We start from the raw sequence: 15,292 nt of genomic DNA, 5'->3' as shown, positions 1-15,292 counted from the left end.
GAGTCGGAGCGTATAATCATGTTTATTAATTAATTTATTGGGCAGGATCGATTATGTTAACTAGTGTTGCGTAAGTTTATCAAACTTGCTCTATTGTCTAGTCTGAGACACAATCCCACTGATGTAGTTAATATATATGATACATTTTCCGATTTGATGAATATTACCACAGGAGGGAAACTTCTTAATTTTGGATATTGGGATAAGGGAGTTAGCAATCCATTTGATGCTCAAATTAAGCTTACCAAACTTTTGGGAGAATTAGGTCGTTTCTCTAACGCAAAAAATATTTTGGATCTTGGAAGTGGCTATTCGGTTCCTGCGTTAACATGGTTGCATTCATACCCAACTGCCAAAATTTACTGCATAAATTTAAGTCTTAATCAAATAATTGAAGGCAAAGCCATTTCTGACCAAAATCAGTTTTTAGAAAATGCATCATCCAAATTGGAGTCGATAGAAAGCATCAAGGATCGTCTATTTCATATAAATTCCACGTCTACGTTTTTGGCACTTAAAAACGGCACAATGGACAGAATTGTGGCCCTGGAGTCAGCTCAGCATTTTAGCCCTTTTGTTGAATTTGTTAGAGAAGCATGGCGCATTCTAAAACATGATGGCATGTTTGTAATAGCAATCCCAGTACTTGTAAACAAACCCCCAGGAAATCTAATACCATTATATGAATTAAGAAAATTAGGCATACTCAATATAACTTGGGCATCCCAACATTATAAAATTGAATTTATTGAGGCAATGATAAAGGAAAATGGTTTCAAAATAGACGAAGTTGTATACATAGGTTCGAATGTATATCAACCTTTAGCCAATTACTATAATACGAACCGAATTAATTTAAGAAAAATGATTTTGAATCATTATCCTAATTTTTTAGAAATCGTACTATACCGATCTATCTCCAAAATGAAGAGGGCGTCAGAAAGGGGAATAATCGATTATGCTCTGTTCAAAGCGGTGAAGAAATGAGTTATCCCAAATGGGGTATCAAATAAACATTTGAATAGACTATTAGAAATTTTTCTCCAAACTTTTCATGATAAACTACCTCATGAATAATTCTTTGATGAATGTAATACTAATAGGATGTCTTGTAATTGATGACCAAAATCTTCAGCCATAAATTTTCTTTAAAAGATGATAATATTTGTTTGTTATTTAATTTGGCTTATAGAATCATTAGTCCCCGGTACCAAAATTATCTCTGGTGTTAGGACATTGCTACTCCTTCCACGATTCTCCATTGAATTATTATTTAAATAGCTTTTATTTTTAGATTATCTGATGTCCACATCTGTCGAGTCCAAGTCTGATATGTATGGTGATGCCAAACCGGTCGTTACTACTTCTACTTCTGATACAGCAAATGCGAAAGATTCACAAGCCCTCAAAAGGCCAAAAATGGAAATAAAAAGATCCAGATTTGAGGAAATAGTAAATTGGCTCAAGCAATGGGGATTTAAAGTTACAGACAAGACTAAGGAAACCAAAATTCAAGGAATTGAATTTCAAGCTGAAATACTGCCACAAGTCCCTTATTCATCAGGACTTAGTACTCCGTTTTATCTTGAATTCCAAGACGATTTGGACGATGGTTTGATCATAAGGACAACATTTGAACTTGACAAGAATATTGAGATCTATCTCAATAGCCAAAACAGAGCGAGGGAAATAGAATTGACATATATCGAAATCTACCGATTAGTATTACCGTTAAGAATATCTATAATAAGAGAGCACCCGTTCATTAAATTATTTAAAATTATTTTTACCCAAAATCTTGACAAACAATTGTTCTTTGATAGCATCACTGATTTAATGAACTCGATGTCAATTATAATAGGCAAGTGGGACGAAAAGTATTATCAATCAAGACCAGTAGAAAAAAAAGTTAACAAGGAAAACAAGATCACAGATTTCGAATTGGAAAAAATATTGAAAAAATAGAATAGCCCTTATTGGTTTGCGCCCTACCCCTTACAGCCAGGGGTTCCAAAAGCTCACAACAATTTAATAACAAGGTTAATATGTACAGCATTAATAACAACTCGTCTGTATGAAATGGTCAATTTAGATCATTACGAAATCCTCGGCGTATCCAACGATGCTTCATACCGAGAAATTACTTCAGCATATAGAAAGCTCGCTTTACAGTATCATCCAGATAGGAATAAAAGTCCCCATGCAAATGAAATGATGCTAAAAATAAACACTGCTTATGGAATTTTGTCTGACCCCCATAAAAGAAAAGAATATGACAATTCCCTTCTACAAATAAAGAAGTCAATAAAATACAGTCGGGTATACAAATCATCAAACATTTACCGGACTCCAGATGCGTCATCTAGGCTCTGGGTCTTGACAAAGACAATAATAACTAAAACTTTTAGAACTCTAATATTATTCTTCAAATTTATTCAGGGCAGGTAGGCCCGGTTTGGCCCACTTTATCACCTTGGTTTAATCAACCCGTAACGTCCCAATAACAGTAATAAAACCTGAATCCGAAAAAATTCATGGTTTTAAACAACCAATGTGTTAGAACGCAATTAAGATTTGAAAACCTCCAATGTAACATTGATAGTCACTGTAATTATTAAATACGTTTCTTTATTACCTAAAAATTTGCACGGGGAAGGAGATTAAAATCTATTGTTTACTTATGGATGGTAAGATATTTGCAGCTATCTTTTCAAGGTACATCTGTATATGAGGCTCGATATTCCAAATTTTTTCGCTTTCAAATAAATGTCCATAACGTTGAGAACTACCCATAAGCTCCCTTTTATTTAATTTATCCAGGTAGTTATCCTTTACAGATGATTCAGTAAAACCGTTTTGTCTGGCAATAGAATCCAACAAGTTATGTATTCCTGATCCATGTTGCGCGGCCTCCTTGATTCTATATGCTATCTCCTTGGGGATACCAATCTTTTCTGCCAACCTTCTATGTACGCGCTTTCCCAGTGTATCAAATGCATCAACCCCATCATTTTGTATATTTAATCTTGGATCTATTCTCAACACCGTATCGATCAAGTTAGGATCGAGAAATGGTTCCCGTAGTTCGATACTCTGAGACATTGTTATCTTGTCCTCTCTTTCAAGTGTTTCTTTGTACAAGAGCTGAACATCCTTTATCATGTATTCGAGTATTTTATCATATCCATATTTTTGGACTATTTTTGAATACCATGAGTAACCTCCAAAGATTTCATCTGCACCTTGACCTGTTAACATAACTCTTATGCCTTGCTCGCGGGCCAGCTTAACTGCAGCATAAATTGGGATTGCTACTTCAACTTGCCCCATGTTATCATCCTCAATAACATTTATGATATTGGGAATCATTCGTTCAACATCATCCTGCGAAAGTTCATTAATCTCCAATCGTAGATCTAATTTTTCAGCTATTTCAATTGAATTTGTAATGTCATTAGATCCCCTAATACCAGAGGTGTAACATATTACTTCTGGGACCATCTGCTTTGCCAAGTATGCAACTATAACACTATCAATACCGCCTGAAAACACTATCCCTATCCTACTAAAGTCACGTACTCTTTTTTCGACTGATGCAATTAAAGCATTATTATATGCATTCAGTGCAGAATCGATATCCTTGTAGGAAATAGGATACTTTGAGCGTATCGATTTGCTTGTATTTACAGTGACTGGATGCAAAGATGTTGTAAAACTATTTTCCTCAGACCTTTGGGAGATAAATAAAGCGTAGCCAGGTAGCAATCGCTGAATCTTGCCATCCAAACTGATCTTCCACAATGCCTTTTTCTCAGACCCAAACGCAAAGTATCGGTCATCCTCTCCATAATAAATTTGCCTTACTCCGATCCCATCTCTAACCAATATTATATTGCCAGTTGATTGCTCTTTGATAGCAAGGATATAAATTCCATCCAGCTGAAATACCGTCCTTTTCACTGCTTCAAGCAAATTTCCATTTGTTTTTTCATAATGATCCTCTAATAGATGAATAATAACCTCACTGTCGGTAGAAGTCTTAAATTCATGATGGCTTTCTAAACTCTTCCTTAATTCTCTATAGTTATATATCTCTCCATTATGCTCTAAAACAAGCTTTTTATTACAACTTAGAAATGGCTGTGATCCGCACGATCCACCAACAATGGCAAGACGTGAATGAGCCAATACGTTAAATGCACTAGTCTGTGAAAAGAATAGCTTATTGAACGTATTTGAATATACTATCTCATCCTCGGTAGCAAGTCCTACACCATCGGGACCACGATTTTTCATACACGATAACATTTTTTCAATTAGCGGTGCTACGTTTTCGCCTCTCTTACTCAAAATACCTACAATTCCACACATTTTAAAAATTTCCTAAACAATTACTATTGTATAACAAGATATAATAATAACCTCATTACTCAAATTTAAGTATTACACTTTATATACTACATATAATTCATAATTTCGTTAAGGTCAGGAGTCCTTATTATATTCTTACTCTGTTTAACAATATCTTGATCTTTTGGCATAAATGCAATTCCCAGGCCAGCTTGTTTTATCATGCAAATGTCGCCTCTTGTGTCGCCTATGGCTATTGTATCCTCAATACTCACTCCATACTTTTTTGAATAGTAATTAAGTTGATATCTCTTGCATATTGAAATTGTGCATGAACAGTTTATTTTCTCCCAACCCAATGGCATTTTAATCTCGCCGGTCAGTACCCCATCCTCAATATTTCAATTCATTAGCAGCGATGAAATCAATCTTTAGTTTATTTGCGATCACTTCAGCTGCTATAGTATAACTATCTGTAATTATTCCAGTTACATATCCATTTTTCTTAAACCAAGTAACAATCTTGTCCGCGTTAAGCATAATTGGAATTGAACCTATTGCTTTAATAATTTCACTTGCCTTAATGCCCTTTAATAAAGATGCAATCATTTCTGTTTTTTTGTAACCTGGCAAGGATGGGTCAGATTGAATTTCAATAACCTTCTCTGATAAGTTATATTTTCTTGAAATTACTTCAATTAACCTTCCATTAATCAAGGTACCGTCCATATCAAATACTACAAGTTTAGGTCTATTAGCCATCATGAGTCATGAGTATATCTGTGTCAAACCACTATAATATGATTTTCTTGTAGATTATGGAATAGGTATTATTATGAGAGCAATTATATGATGATATGAAGCTTGATTTCCCCCCAAGATTTTCTGAGAGGATAGGAGCTATTAGTCTACATGCTGTGCAGAAAATTTACGAATTAGATTCGGGAAAATCCCCAGAGTTTCATGGGGGTCATCGAACCATTCGGGCTTTTGATCACGATGAACTTGCAAGTATCTTTCGAGAGTTGGCTATAGTCATACCAATCAAAAATGAAAGACTGAGATTAATAGAGGGAGTTCTGAGTGGTATTCCTAATGAATGCATGGTAGTCATAGTGTCGAATAGTCAGATCTCGCCAGTCAATAGATTTTCAATGGAAGTTGAAATGATAAAACAATATTCTCAGTTTGCAGATAAGAAAATAATCTTAATCCATCAAGGAGACCCTGACTTGGCGAAGATTTTTGAAGAGGTGAATTACACATCCATTCTGGATTCAAAGAAGCAAATTCGAGATGGAAAGGCAGAAGGAATGATTATTGGAATTCTTATGGCTAAGATGCACAACAAAAAGTACGTTGGTTTTATTGATAGTGATAATTATTTTCCAGGAGCTGTTAACGAGTATTGCAAAATTTATGCTGTTGGATTTGGAATGGCATCTACTCCTTATAGCAATATAAGAATCTCTTGGTTATACAAACCAAAAATTAGGAACAACATATTGAAATTCCCAAAATGGGGTAGAACTAGCGAAGTCACAAACAAATATCTCAACGCGCTTCTATCGTATATCACAGGCTTTGAAACTGACATAATAAAGACAGGGAATTCGGGTGAACATGCACTTTCCATGTCATTGGCAGAGAATTTGAATTATTCAAGTGGATATTCTATCGAACCATATGAATTCATAAATATCTTGGAAAAATTTGGTGGTTTACTTCCAGCCGATTCTCCCGATATCGTCGAAAAGGGTGTAGAAATTTTTCAAATAGAAACAAGAAACCCGCATTTTCATGAAGAGAAGGGAAAAGATCACTTAACAGAAATGTTGCAGGCCTCGCTTCTCGCAATCAGCAATAGCAAAGTGTGTAATTTAGAATTGGCAAAAGAAATAAAGGAACATTTGTCTAGATTGGATACGCTTTACAGAAGAGATAAAGGGAGTAAGGTCGAAGCAAAAAAATATGTAATAATGGACCCAATAAAGACAATTCCAATTGATAAATTTGCCGAACTTGTTAAAAAGAATGCAAAGACTTTTAACAAGATTTGACCCAATTTTTCTAAGGATAAAATTATTTTTATTTTAATCCTGTTTTTTTTAACGCGATAGAAATAAAAGAAAAAAGATTATTTGTCTATGTGAAAATTCTACTCACGAATTCCATTCTTCTATTCAACTGACTATGTTCGGTTTAACGTGATTTTTTTGTATACAACTCCTTGTTATCAGCATATTCAAATTTAGCAATATATGACTCAGATATGATATTACTTTTATCTTGTTAATGTCTCTAGACAGTCACAAGTAAAAAGGCCAAGTTTGGACAATCGCAGTTATTATCACACTATTTCGTCAAGAATTTAGTTATATTGGAGATGTTAGTATTCTGTTAATGTTCATTGAGAAATTTGCAGTCTCTAATATTACCCGGAATAATTGTAGGAATAATTGTAGGAATTCTTTTGTTCTTTGCAGCTTATAATTATTACCCTCAGAAAAATGTAAACATAAATTTGGATGGGAATTGTTTTGAATTTTTGGATCGAGCTTATGAGGCGTACAAACTGTTAGAAATGGAAAGGGAAAAGGAGCTTTTGAAAATGCAATTAGACGCCATAGGACATGTTGCAACTGGTATACCCGTAACTTTCAGTGGTTCTAGTAATCTGGTAGATCATATTATAGATACATACAAGATCAATGTTACGCATAGACAGATACTAGGGGATAATCATACCCAGGTTGACAAGGTAATAATTAGAGGAATAGCTAATCTATCACTATTAGAACAAATATCTGTAAAGTGGCAGAATAATAATTCTGGAGCAACATCAACTATTGAGGGCACAGAACTCGGAATACTGCCCAATCCATATATTAATTCCAGTGAGAGCATAAAGATTAAAGAAAATATTGATAACTATTTTGTTAATGGTATCAAGAAAATCGTCAATTCATCAACTGGTGTTAAACCTAGCGAGTGTAGAAGTACTATAATCTATGAAGATACATGACTTTTTTGGAGAACTTCTACCTTGTAAATTGTACCGACTTTTGATTCTCTTTTCTGGTATGGATTTCCAATCTGATGAAAAATATCATTAGGCAAATTGATTTAGATAATTTGAGAAAAATTGTGTTATTCTAATCTGGATACTGCATGTCACGCTCATCCTTAATGGGGTGGCAGGGTCAACCCAAAGAGAGACTTACAGATATTACACTTATAGTTATAGCTAGTATATTTTTCCGATAATGAAATTGTATTAATAGCCTTATTGTGAGTAAGAATAAACTCAATTATTAAGATTTAGAAAGATACATGATTATTTGCAGGGAAATTGAGCATAAGGCATCTTCTTATCGTCCACTAAAATAGAAAATCTAAATTTGAGTTTTAGATTTAAGGAGACAAAATTTGATAAAGTATAGAGGTATCAATGCAGCAAGATTGAAACTGGGTTATTGATTTATGCCGATTTGTATGATAAAATGAATTTTGTACCCTAGTCTTCATTCAATTAGCACGATCAAAATCACCCAAGAAAGGCGCAAGCAATATATGAAAAAAAATAGTAGATTCGTCAAATCTGTTTCTTGGCTCCAAATCCAGATAGACCTAATCTAGCATCTTGTTTTTGATTTGAAACGCCAAATTACAATTGGGAAGGAATTCAAACCAGCGTGACTTCCTTCATGACATTTAGTATAAGGGCCGAAAGAATATGACGACAATAGACATTAGAAAATGGGCTTTCTGATGTAGGTACTTGCCAGTTCGATTTCAGATAGATGTTAATTTTTTGATACTAATAGTGCTATCAATTCTCCTCCTTCAAAAGAGATTGGTCTGTAAAAAATTAATGTGTTATTTTGGTCGTAGATCAATGTTTGGTTAGAGGTGGCTCCCAATAGAGTTCTCTCATAGTCCATTTTATCAAAATAATCAAACATCTCGATAGTAGTGTTCATAGGCGAATCAATTTGATCAACTAATTTTGAACCATTTCTATCTATTACCAGGAAGCGTTCATCTTTATAATCGATTTTATCAATTGTTTCTTTAACAGACTTCAGGTTGACTATTCCTACCAAAAATCCAATTAGGTCTTCCCTCGGAGCTTGTATTGATTTGTCACCATGATTGGGCGGAAACACTGGCACAGCTACCGCTATGGCAGGGGCATTAATAGAAGCGGATAAGAAAACGGAACTAACGTATGTACTATTTGTGGCTGTGACACCTGTGTACCATTCTCTATCAGCAAAATTAGTTCTTGGAAGTTGTTCTTGATGACTGTAGGGCTCCCCTATGTAGATATTTCCGTCAGGGAGAACAAGATAGATACTAGCTATGTCGGGATTAATTTTCAAGATATCATTCATTGCTTGTCTCTTACCATAATCCAGGTCAGCTGGTATCCCATGGTATGTTTCGCTTAAATTACTCAGATAAGGCAATGTACCCATGATTGGGTCTTTGCTTGCAAATTGTAGGCTATTTATTATGCTATTAATCCTATCTTGAACTAAGTTTGCAAAAATGTTTACGGAGAATATCTTATCATGATCGAAGTTAGCACTTGAATTATTTAATTCGTTAACGTTGCCAAAGACGTCGCGTGATAGCTCAAGTGAGAGTATATTCACGGTAAGTATGATCGCAATGAAATGGGTCAACAAAATAACAGAAGTATTCAAGTTCGAAGATTTCAATAATAGGTCATCGAATTTTCGTATATATAAACAAATGACAAGCAGATAATTCATGAAAATGAAGACCTCATCAACAAAAGGATGCAAAGGTATTTGTCAATAAGTCCAATATGGTGACAATTAAAGAATTACATATTTGTTGATTAGTACAGAGTATAAATCAGAATGACAAGTCAATTCAATATTTTTCTATGTCAAAAATGAGGTATTATAATTGTAATAATAAATTTATTGGGAGGGCGATCCCAAGACGGTTGTCGATTTGTCAAGCACCATATTAATATCTGCTATATTCTGTTTGATTTCATCGATAGTTGCGTTACCATTGATTTGATCTCTTAATTTCTCTCGCAACAAGTCTTCGCCCCTATCTGACAATTCCTTTCCAATATGTGCCTCTATAAATTCAAAGTTATCAAGGTATGCGGTAGTAGCCAATTCTGTTGCCTTTACTTTGTCATTGTTTTGGAGAGCAGTTTCTACTTCGTTTAATAATCCCCTAATGTTTGAAATATAATCTTCAGATGAATAAACAGCCTTCGTGTTTGAATTGTTGTCCTGTGGTAGCTCATTGTTAATCTTGGTGATGATCTGGTCAATTACAGATGGGTCCTTTAAATTATTGACAGAGTCGGTAAGATTTGCAAAGTCAGAGAGGGTTTGAGTAATTATGTATGTGTCGTTTGAAATATTTTGAGTGTCATTAAATATAGAGTATGCTCGATCAATAAACGCAGACCCATCTTGATATTCTAATTCCATCATAATGGTACCATTGGAAACTCCTTCGGCATATTCAGCTCCAGATACTGTTAACAAATCTTTAATGACACTCACATTGTGTTCTGTGGAACTTAAAATATCTGCCGGAACTACTGTTGCGATGACCTTGTCGGAAAGATCGAAAGAGGATTGGCTATGATTTTCAAATTCATCTAAGGTGCTATTTTGAGAAGCTAAAGTAGAAAGTTGAAATAGATTACTATAGTAAGTATTATTTAGTTCACTGTCCGATGATGCCAATGGAATAGTCACAAGTGTCAACACCTCTTCAATGGGATGAAGGGTGTGACCCAATGTCATAAGTTGGTCGTTAAAGAATTTGTTAAATGCCGCCATTTCTACATGGCCTTTTATTTGTTCAATATTAGAATGAAATCCAGTAAAATCATGAGTATCTTTTAAGTTAGTATCGTTATTCTGGGCCAACGTCAGATTCATGGAACCTATGTTCAGTAAGACTGTAGATAGCAGAGCAGCCACGACTATCATTACTAGATTAGTGTTTTTATGATATTGCATAATCAAACCTATTTTATTATGTATTTATATTTCGAGACAATTCTCGGGGAAGAGAATTATACTTATAGCATTTATGATTCGCCCAGTCGGCGGTATGAGTTCTTCTGATCCTCTCTGTTCAATATTTCATTTTTAACAAAAGAAGCCACTTTTAGGTCAGCTGGAATCAAAACGTAAGTGAGGTCCTTGCATGATAAGCTTTGTACGACACTGTATCAATATTTTCAGTATTAGAAAAATGGTTATGTTTTTTTGAATCAATCTTTTTAGAAATAAGCTCGCACTATATCAGGATTTGGTTTCAGGGATTGGAGAAAGGAAAGGTATAGAAAAAGTATTGATACTACAAGGTGGAGGTTCGTCAGGTGCATTTGGCTGTGGAGTTTTCAAATCCATAAAAAAAATGGCGGATTAACCTGGATATTGTGGCGGACACATCAATTGGTGGAATAAATGCCGCCATAATTGCAGGAACCCACTATATAGATGATGCTACTAAAAAATTGGAAGAATTTTGGATTGAACTATCAGAACGATTTTTACCGGTCTTCCCAACAACTGGACATAATAGAAAGAGTTCATTCGATAACATGTTTGAGAATTTGCTATATTCTCTACCTAAAAATAGCGTATTTCCGAATTACTATGGACTGTGGAGAGAACAACAAACAAAAGGCAATCAGATTTCCTCTTTCATTAGTTCTGCGATACTAGGTAATAGTAAATTCTTTGTACCCAGATGAATGCAACCTGAGAATCTATTTGAACTAGACAAAATGATCCCTTGGAATTGGACACATTTGTACAATCACAAGCCCTTGATAAGAACACTTGAAAAGTATGTCGATTACAATAAATTGAAGCCAGACCCTTCAAATAGTACACGTTTAATCCTGACAGCAGTTAATGTGTTAAATTCACGAGCACTTACATTTGACAGTAGAACACTAACAAATAAAACCAAAACATATCCTCGGTACTTCTGCTTATCCACTATATAACTTCCCATGGCTTGAAATTGAGATAGAAGTATACGCATGGAATGGAGGGCTGTTTAGCAACACTCCTCTACGTGAAGTTCTGGATGCATCGCCAATTTTAGATAAGATAATATTTTTGGTAGAAAACTATCCAAAAAAAATTGATAAATTACCATCAAATCTGGGAGAAGTTTTTCATAGTGCGAGAGACATCAAATTCTCAGATAAGACTGAAAATAACGTAAAGATGACAGCAACTATTACACGGTATCTTGATTTCATAGAGGATTTATACCAAATGGCGAAGAATAACAAAGATAAACTGGGCTTTGATGAAAAAGTATTAGGAAAAATTGATAGGAAATATAGGAAATATCGACTAGATCATGGCGCTGAAATCAGAGAGATTTTTTACATATCACGTGATGAAGAATTTCCCCATATATATGAGAATGCAGATTTTTCTCCAAATACGATAAGAAATTCAATAAAAGAGGGAGAATCTAAAGCTGACAAGGTAATTTGCGAACATGCAAGTCATGACTGATGGGGTTATTTGCTTAGGTGAACAAAGTAGGATAATGTTAGATCTAACCAGAAAGTACACAGTATTCTAATCGTCCTAGTATGGAAGATAGCAGTGCTAGAATGAAAGTAAAAATTACAAAGTAAGATTGTTACTTTATTCTAGCCTTTAGAGACTATATGAAATTGGTCTTCATTTGTTAAACCGTTCATCTAAAAAACTAATTTAATAGATTGTAAGTTACTGACTTATTGAAACATCGGATAGCCTCATCATATTCTTTAAGTTGATAGAACGAATTTCCTTTCATATACCAAGCATCATACCCATTGTTTTTGCAAGACTCAAGTGATCTGTCAAAACACCTTATTGCAGAACCATAGTCCATCTTTATGTAGTATTCGACACCTCTTTCATACCAATAATTTTGTGCCCTAAACTTTTCTGACATATAGATATTTAATGGATATACAAGTATTAAAGGTTTTGGATGTTATTGACAATGCTCTGCTTTATTTGCTATTATCATCCATTTATAACTATGTGTAAAGGTAGAGTCAATGATCTTTGATTGAATGGAACAAACCAAACCTTAATAAAATATTCAAATAAATTGAACTAATTTTATATTTTTACCTATTTACGAAATAAAAATACAAAAATATTATAGCAATATATCAAAGGATTATCATTAAAATAAGATTTCAGCAAATTAAATCGTAAGCATCGGTAACAATCTTTTGATAAAGCGAATTATTTAGGTCTAATCTATAATAGTCTAGTTTGTCAGGATCATATTTGTGGACAATTTCAATCATTTCCATTTTTTTCTTTCGTTGTAAAATTACATCTCTATGTGCGTATCCTGTCACAAATTTATAACCGCTATTCATTGCTTCGTTTAAGAATTTTATTCGCAAGAAGTGACCGGCTGTTCCACCCCAAAACCCCTCTGTTACACTCATACCTTCCAAATAAGCAGTATTTTTTAACCCATAATTAAGATCAATGGTTCCTGGTCGTAATTGGTATTGCTCCAATGGTCCTCCTTTCGCATAACCAATAATTTTACCAACATGAGTATCAATTCTTAAAGTAACCAGAACAGCTAAATCATCGATCAATGTTTTTCTGAAATCATCTTCATGTATTTGAATCAAAGAAGGGACACTTCTACGAATATCTATTAAGGCTTGTATGGTATTTTGTTTTAATTCTCTTTGATTTTCAACTACAAATACCAATTTGGTACCTTTTTTCAGATCTCTTAGTCCTAGTTCTTTATTCCATGCCTCCTTAAATTTTGAGACATTCTCATAAAAATTCTTCTTCAAATTTGAAGGGAGGACAGACATTATCATTTCAAACATTTCTTTCTCATTCATCATCATTTGTTCGAAATACTTTACTGAATTCTTGTTGATTACCGATGGATGCCAGCCCAGAGCATGTGCATTTCGTCTAGCCATGTCTTTAGCATGCTCATAATCTCCGAGTGCATAACCAGCTATCCTTTCGGAAACAGAGAGAAACCACCCTAGTTCTAGAAATCTATCCCTCTCAAGTTTACTACTTGGTGGGATATTCGCCTTATCTAAAAGATGTCTTATCTTAACCATGGAATACTCTGCAATTTTTCCTTCAAAAGGATAGGCCGTTCTATGGATAAGTGCCATCACGATATCCAAATTTAGACCTGCATTCCGAATATATTTTCTAATCTTAGTATCATTTCTAATGAAGTATTCAACACTATCTTCATTGGGTTTGTCAAATTCCTTTAGTGGATCATAGTCGTGGAATAATGCAGCTACAAATAGATAAATCGTTTCCTGTTGAGAGATCTTATATACCTTTGAATTATTAATTCCATTTATTGCAATTAGTATGAAGTAAGCTGCCTCAAGTTCGTGTTGAATATTGTGATACCCGTAATAGTCACTTCCTAAACCTTTCTTCGAAAATTCAGAAACTGTGTGACGGAGAATTCCTTTAAGCCATTTTTGCTCCAATCCAAATTCACAGCCAAGATTGAATATATTATTTCGTAATTCAGACTCGACTGTATCTCCTTTATGATAGTGAAGCCACCAAGGAAATAATTTCAGTCTATTGTAAAATTCAATCCCAAAATGAATGCTTCTGTCTTGCATTTCAGCTGTAAATGTCTTATTGATTCCCGGGAATACTGGTTTCCCCTTCTCATCACCAACCGGCATTTACCTGTCCTCCTAACTGAAAATACACATCCACGATATATAAGTTGCTTTTATGGTAGAACTCTGTTACTTTTTATGTAATTTTCAACAAAATTTATGAAGAATGATACAATATTTGAATATCAAGTGCTAGATTTGACACATCTTAAGTCAATACCAACGCAAATCTATGGACAAAATATTGTTTGGATATCAAACAATACATATCAATTTTTTTGAAAAATTTCTATTCGAAAGGATCTTTAAAAATTGGTTGATTAAGGCAAAAATATTTAAATCGAGGTAGGAAATATTAGAATATTCGTTAAGGTAACACAGCAACTTTACAAAGATACCCGACCCAAATCCCGTATCCCCTATAGCACAAAATTAATCGTAATATAATATATTTTCCAAATCTTTTAAGATTTCTTTGGCTATCTACCCCATTATGAAAAAATGGTTACTAAGAACGTGATTTATATGAAGAAATCAACCAAACAATACCAAAAGGGTCAATTACTTTAGCCACAAAATCTACCCCATATTTCCGTTGAGGTGGTTCCAGAGATAAGCAGCCTGCCGCCAAAGCTTGATTGTAAATAGAATTGACATTTTGTACATAAATCCACAAATATGTTCCTTTTTGCATATTTACGTTTTTATTCTCTTCTATCATAATGCAAGTATCCCCTATCATGACTTCAGCATAATGTTCATCTTGATTATTATCCACTTCCTTTTTCTTGATTGCACCAAACACTGATTGAAGAAATAAAATGAATTTGTTAATATTATTAATTACTATATATGGATTGACGGAATGATAACCCTGAGGTATTGCATGTATATGGACCATAAAAACCTTGTTACCTCTCGTAATTATTTTAACATAACGACATAATTCAATTAAACGGTGTAATTGCTTGAATATTCCATTATACTCATATTTGGAGGATAATTTGGTTGTAAGGTTATCTATATCGTAGAACCATTGAATGTAAAGTTTCCACCAGATACCAGATACCAAATCTAAAATGGAGGTTGAATCTAGCATTAACGAAATATTAATGTTGAGTAATTTTGTTTTTAATTTGAAAACAAAATTCTATTAAAAGAGGAGTCATGATAATTTGTGTAAGGAGTACGATATTCTAATAGTTACACCCTGATTTCAACCATAAAGAAACTCGACTTGACTATGATTTA

The 15,292-nt window shown here is 34.0% G+C and carries 15 protein-coding genes; 7 read left to right on the top strand and 8 right to left on the bottom strand.

What is annotated here, in order from left to right:
- Positions 1–63: 63 nt before the first annotated feature.
- The 3 genes from ACMT7R_RS04920 to ACMT7R_RS04910 all read left to right on the top strand — a co-directional run bounded on the left by ACMT7R_RS04920 (position 64) and on the right by ACMT7R_RS04910 (position 2,448).
- Complete coding sequence (locus ACMT7R_RS04920; protein WP_415310381.1) at positions 64–987, top strand: methyltransferase domain-containing protein; 924 nt, start codon at positions 64–66, stop codon at positions 985–987.
- Positions 988–1,302: 315 nt separating this feature from the next.
- Complete coding sequence (locus tag ACMT7R_RS04915) at positions 1,303–1,965, top strand: hypothetical protein (RefSeq protein ID WP_415310380.1); 663 nt, start codon at positions 1,303–1,305, stop codon at positions 1,963–1,965.
- A gap of 114 nt (positions 1,966–2,079) precedes the next feature.
- Complete coding sequence (locus ACMT7R_RS04910) at positions 2,080–2,448, top strand: DnaJ domain-containing protein (protein WP_415310378.1); 369 nt, start codon at positions 2,080–2,082, stop codon at positions 2,446–2,448.
- A 219-nt stretch (positions 2,449–2,667) separates the two neighbouring features.
- On the opposite strand, the gene asnB is transcribed toward ACMT7R_RS04910, so the two are convergent.
- The 3 genes from asnB to ACMT7R_RS04895 all read right to left on the bottom strand — a co-directional run bounded on the left by asnB (position 2,668) and on the right by ACMT7R_RS04895 (position 5,115).
- Positions 2,668–4,371: an asparagine synthase (glutamine-hydrolyzing) gene (asnB, locus tag ACMT7R_RS04905; protein WP_415310377.1), complete on the bottom strand. Its 1,704-nt coding sequence runs from the start codon at positions 4,369–4,371 to the stop codon at positions 2,668–2,670.
- 86 nt (positions 4,372–4,457) lie between these two features.
- Positions 4,458–4,715 (bottom strand): HAD hydrolase family protein, encoded by a 258-nt coding sequence (locus ACMT7R_RS04900; protein ID WP_415310376.1) that lies wholly within the window; start codon positions 4,713–4,715, stop codon positions 4,458–4,460.
- Positions 4,716–4,743: 28 nt separating this feature from the next.
- Entirely contained in the window at positions 4,744–5,115 is a 372-nt protein-coding gene (locus ACMT7R_RS04895) for an HAD family hydrolase (protein WP_415310375.1), read from the bottom strand.
- Between the two features lie 92 nt (positions 5,116–5,207).
- Between ACMT7R_RS04895 and mpgS the strand changes: the two genes are divergently transcribed.
- Positions 5,208–6,410, top strand: a complete 1,203-nt coding sequence (mpgS, locus tag ACMT7R_RS04890; protein WP_415310374.1) for a mannosyl-3-phosphoglycerate synthase — start codon at positions 5,208–5,210, stop codon at positions 6,408–6,410.
- A 359-nt stretch (positions 6,411–6,769) separates the two neighbouring features.
- Positions 6,770–7,375: a hypothetical protein gene (locus ACMT7R_RS04885; RefSeq protein ID WP_415310373.1), complete on the top strand. Its 606-nt coding sequence runs from the start codon at positions 6,770–6,772 to the stop codon at positions 7,373–7,375.
- A gap of 781 nt (positions 7,376–8,156) precedes the next feature.
- Here ACMT7R_RS04885 and ACMT7R_RS04880 read toward each other — a convergent pair.
- Both ACMT7R_RS04880 and ACMT7R_RS04875 read right to left on the bottom strand, forming a co-directional pair.
- A complete protein-coding gene (locus ACMT7R_RS04880) occupies positions 8,157–9,077 on the bottom strand; it encodes a hypothetical protein (protein WP_415310372.1) in 921 nt (306 codons plus the stop codon).
- 228 nt (positions 9,078–9,305) lie between these two features.
- The gene (locus ACMT7R_RS04875; RefSeq protein WP_415310371.1) at positions 9,306–10,379 is read right to left on the bottom strand and encodes a hypothetical protein; all 1,074 of its coding nucleotides are present in this window, start codon (positions 10,377–10,379) and stop codon (positions 9,306–9,308) included.
- Positions 10,380–10,804: 425 nt separating this feature from the next.
- Between ACMT7R_RS04875 and ACMT7R_RS04870 the strand changes: the two genes are divergently transcribed.
- Together ACMT7R_RS04870 and ACMT7R_RS04865 are read left to right on the top strand one after the other, a co-directional pair.
- Positions 10,805–11,122, top strand: coding sequence for a hypothetical protein (locus ACMT7R_RS04870; RefSeq protein WP_415310370.1), 318 nt, complete (start codon positions 10,805–10,807; stop codon positions 11,120–11,122).
- A gap of 373 nt (positions 11,123–11,495) precedes the next feature.
- Positions 11,496–11,906 carry a hypothetical protein gene (locus ACMT7R_RS04865; protein WP_415310369.1) on the top strand — a complete coding sequence of 137 codons (411 nt, stop codon included), beginning with the start codon at positions 11,496–11,498 and terminating at the stop codon, positions 11,904–11,906.
- Between the two features lie 199 nt (positions 11,907–12,105).
- Here ACMT7R_RS04865 and ACMT7R_RS04860 read toward each other — a convergent pair whose 3' ends face one another.
- The 3 genes from ACMT7R_RS04860 to ACMT7R_RS04850 all read right to left on the bottom strand — a co-directional run bounded on the left by ACMT7R_RS04860 (position 12,106) and on the right by ACMT7R_RS04850 (position 15,140).
- Positions 12,106–12,336, bottom strand: coding sequence for a tetratricopeptide repeat protein (locus ACMT7R_RS04860; protein WP_415310368.1), 231 nt, complete (start codon positions 12,334–12,336; stop codon positions 12,106–12,108).
- 253 nt (positions 12,337–12,589) lie between these two features.
- Positions 12,590–14,104 (bottom strand): hypothetical protein, encoded by a 1,515-nt coding sequence (locus ACMT7R_RS04855; RefSeq protein ID WP_415310367.1) that lies wholly within the window; start codon positions 14,102–14,104, stop codon positions 12,590–12,592.
- Between the two features lie 445 nt (positions 14,105–14,549).
- On the bottom strand, positions 14,550–15,140 hold the full coding sequence (locus ACMT7R_RS04850; RefSeq protein WP_415310366.1) for a VOC family protein: 591 nt from the start codon (positions 15,138–15,140) through the stop codon (positions 14,550–14,552).
- Positions 15,141–15,292 lie beyond the last annotated feature (152 nt).

This window comes from Candidatus Nitrosocosmicus sp. FF01, from assembly GCF_047711275.1.
In the GTDB taxonomy this organism is placed as follows: domain Archaea; phylum Thermoproteota; class Nitrososphaeria; order Nitrososphaerales; family Nitrososphaeraceae; genus Nitrosocosmicus.
The sequence above is the reverse complement of the archived record's forward strand: the minus strand, read 5'-3'. Positions and strand labels throughout refer to the sequence as shown.

What these genes read in the sequence shown, in the direction of transcription:
- ACMT7R_RS04915 (WP_415310380.1), top strand. Translation starts at nt 1,303, where the DNA reads ATGTCCACATCTGTCGAGTCCAAGTCTGATATGTATGGTGATGCCAAA.
- ACMT7R_RS04910 (WP_415310378.1), top strand. Translation starts at nt 2,080, where the DNA reads ATGGTCAATTTAGATCATTACGAAATCCTCGGCGTATCCAACGATGCT.
- asnB (WP_415310377.1), bottom strand. Translation starts at nt 4,371, where the DNA reads ATGTGTGGAATTGTAGGTATTTTGAGTAAGAGAGGCGAAAACGTAGCA.
- ACMT7R_RS04900 (WP_415310376.1), bottom strand. Translation starts at nt 4,715, where the DNA reads ATGCCATTGGGTTGGGAGAAAATAAACTGTTCATGCACAATTTCAATA.
- ACMT7R_RS04895 (WP_415310375.1), bottom strand. Translation starts at nt 5,115, where the DNA reads ATGATGGCTAATAGACCTAAACTTGTAGTATTTGATATGGACGGTACC.
- mpgS (WP_415310374.1), top strand. Translation starts at nt 5,208, where the DNA reads ATGAAGCTTGATTTCCCCCCAAGATTTTCTGAGAGGATAGGAGCTATT.
- ACMT7R_RS04875 (WP_415310371.1), bottom strand. Translation starts at nt 10,379, where the DNA reads ATGCAATATCATAAAAACACTAATCTAGTAATGATAGTCGTGGCTGCT.
- ACMT7R_RS04860 (WP_415310368.1), bottom strand. Translation starts at nt 12,336, where the DNA reads ATGTCAGAAAAGTTTAGGGCACAAAATTATTGGTATGAAAGAGGTGTC.
- ACMT7R_RS04855 (WP_415310367.1), bottom strand. Translation starts at nt 14,104, where the DNA reads ATGCCGGTTGGTGATGAGAAGGGGAAACCAGTATTCCCGGGAATCAAT.
- ACMT7R_RS04850 (WP_415310366.1), bottom strand. Translation starts at nt 15,140, where the DNA reads ATGCTAGATTCAACCTCCATTTTAGATTTGGTATCTGGTATCTGGTGG.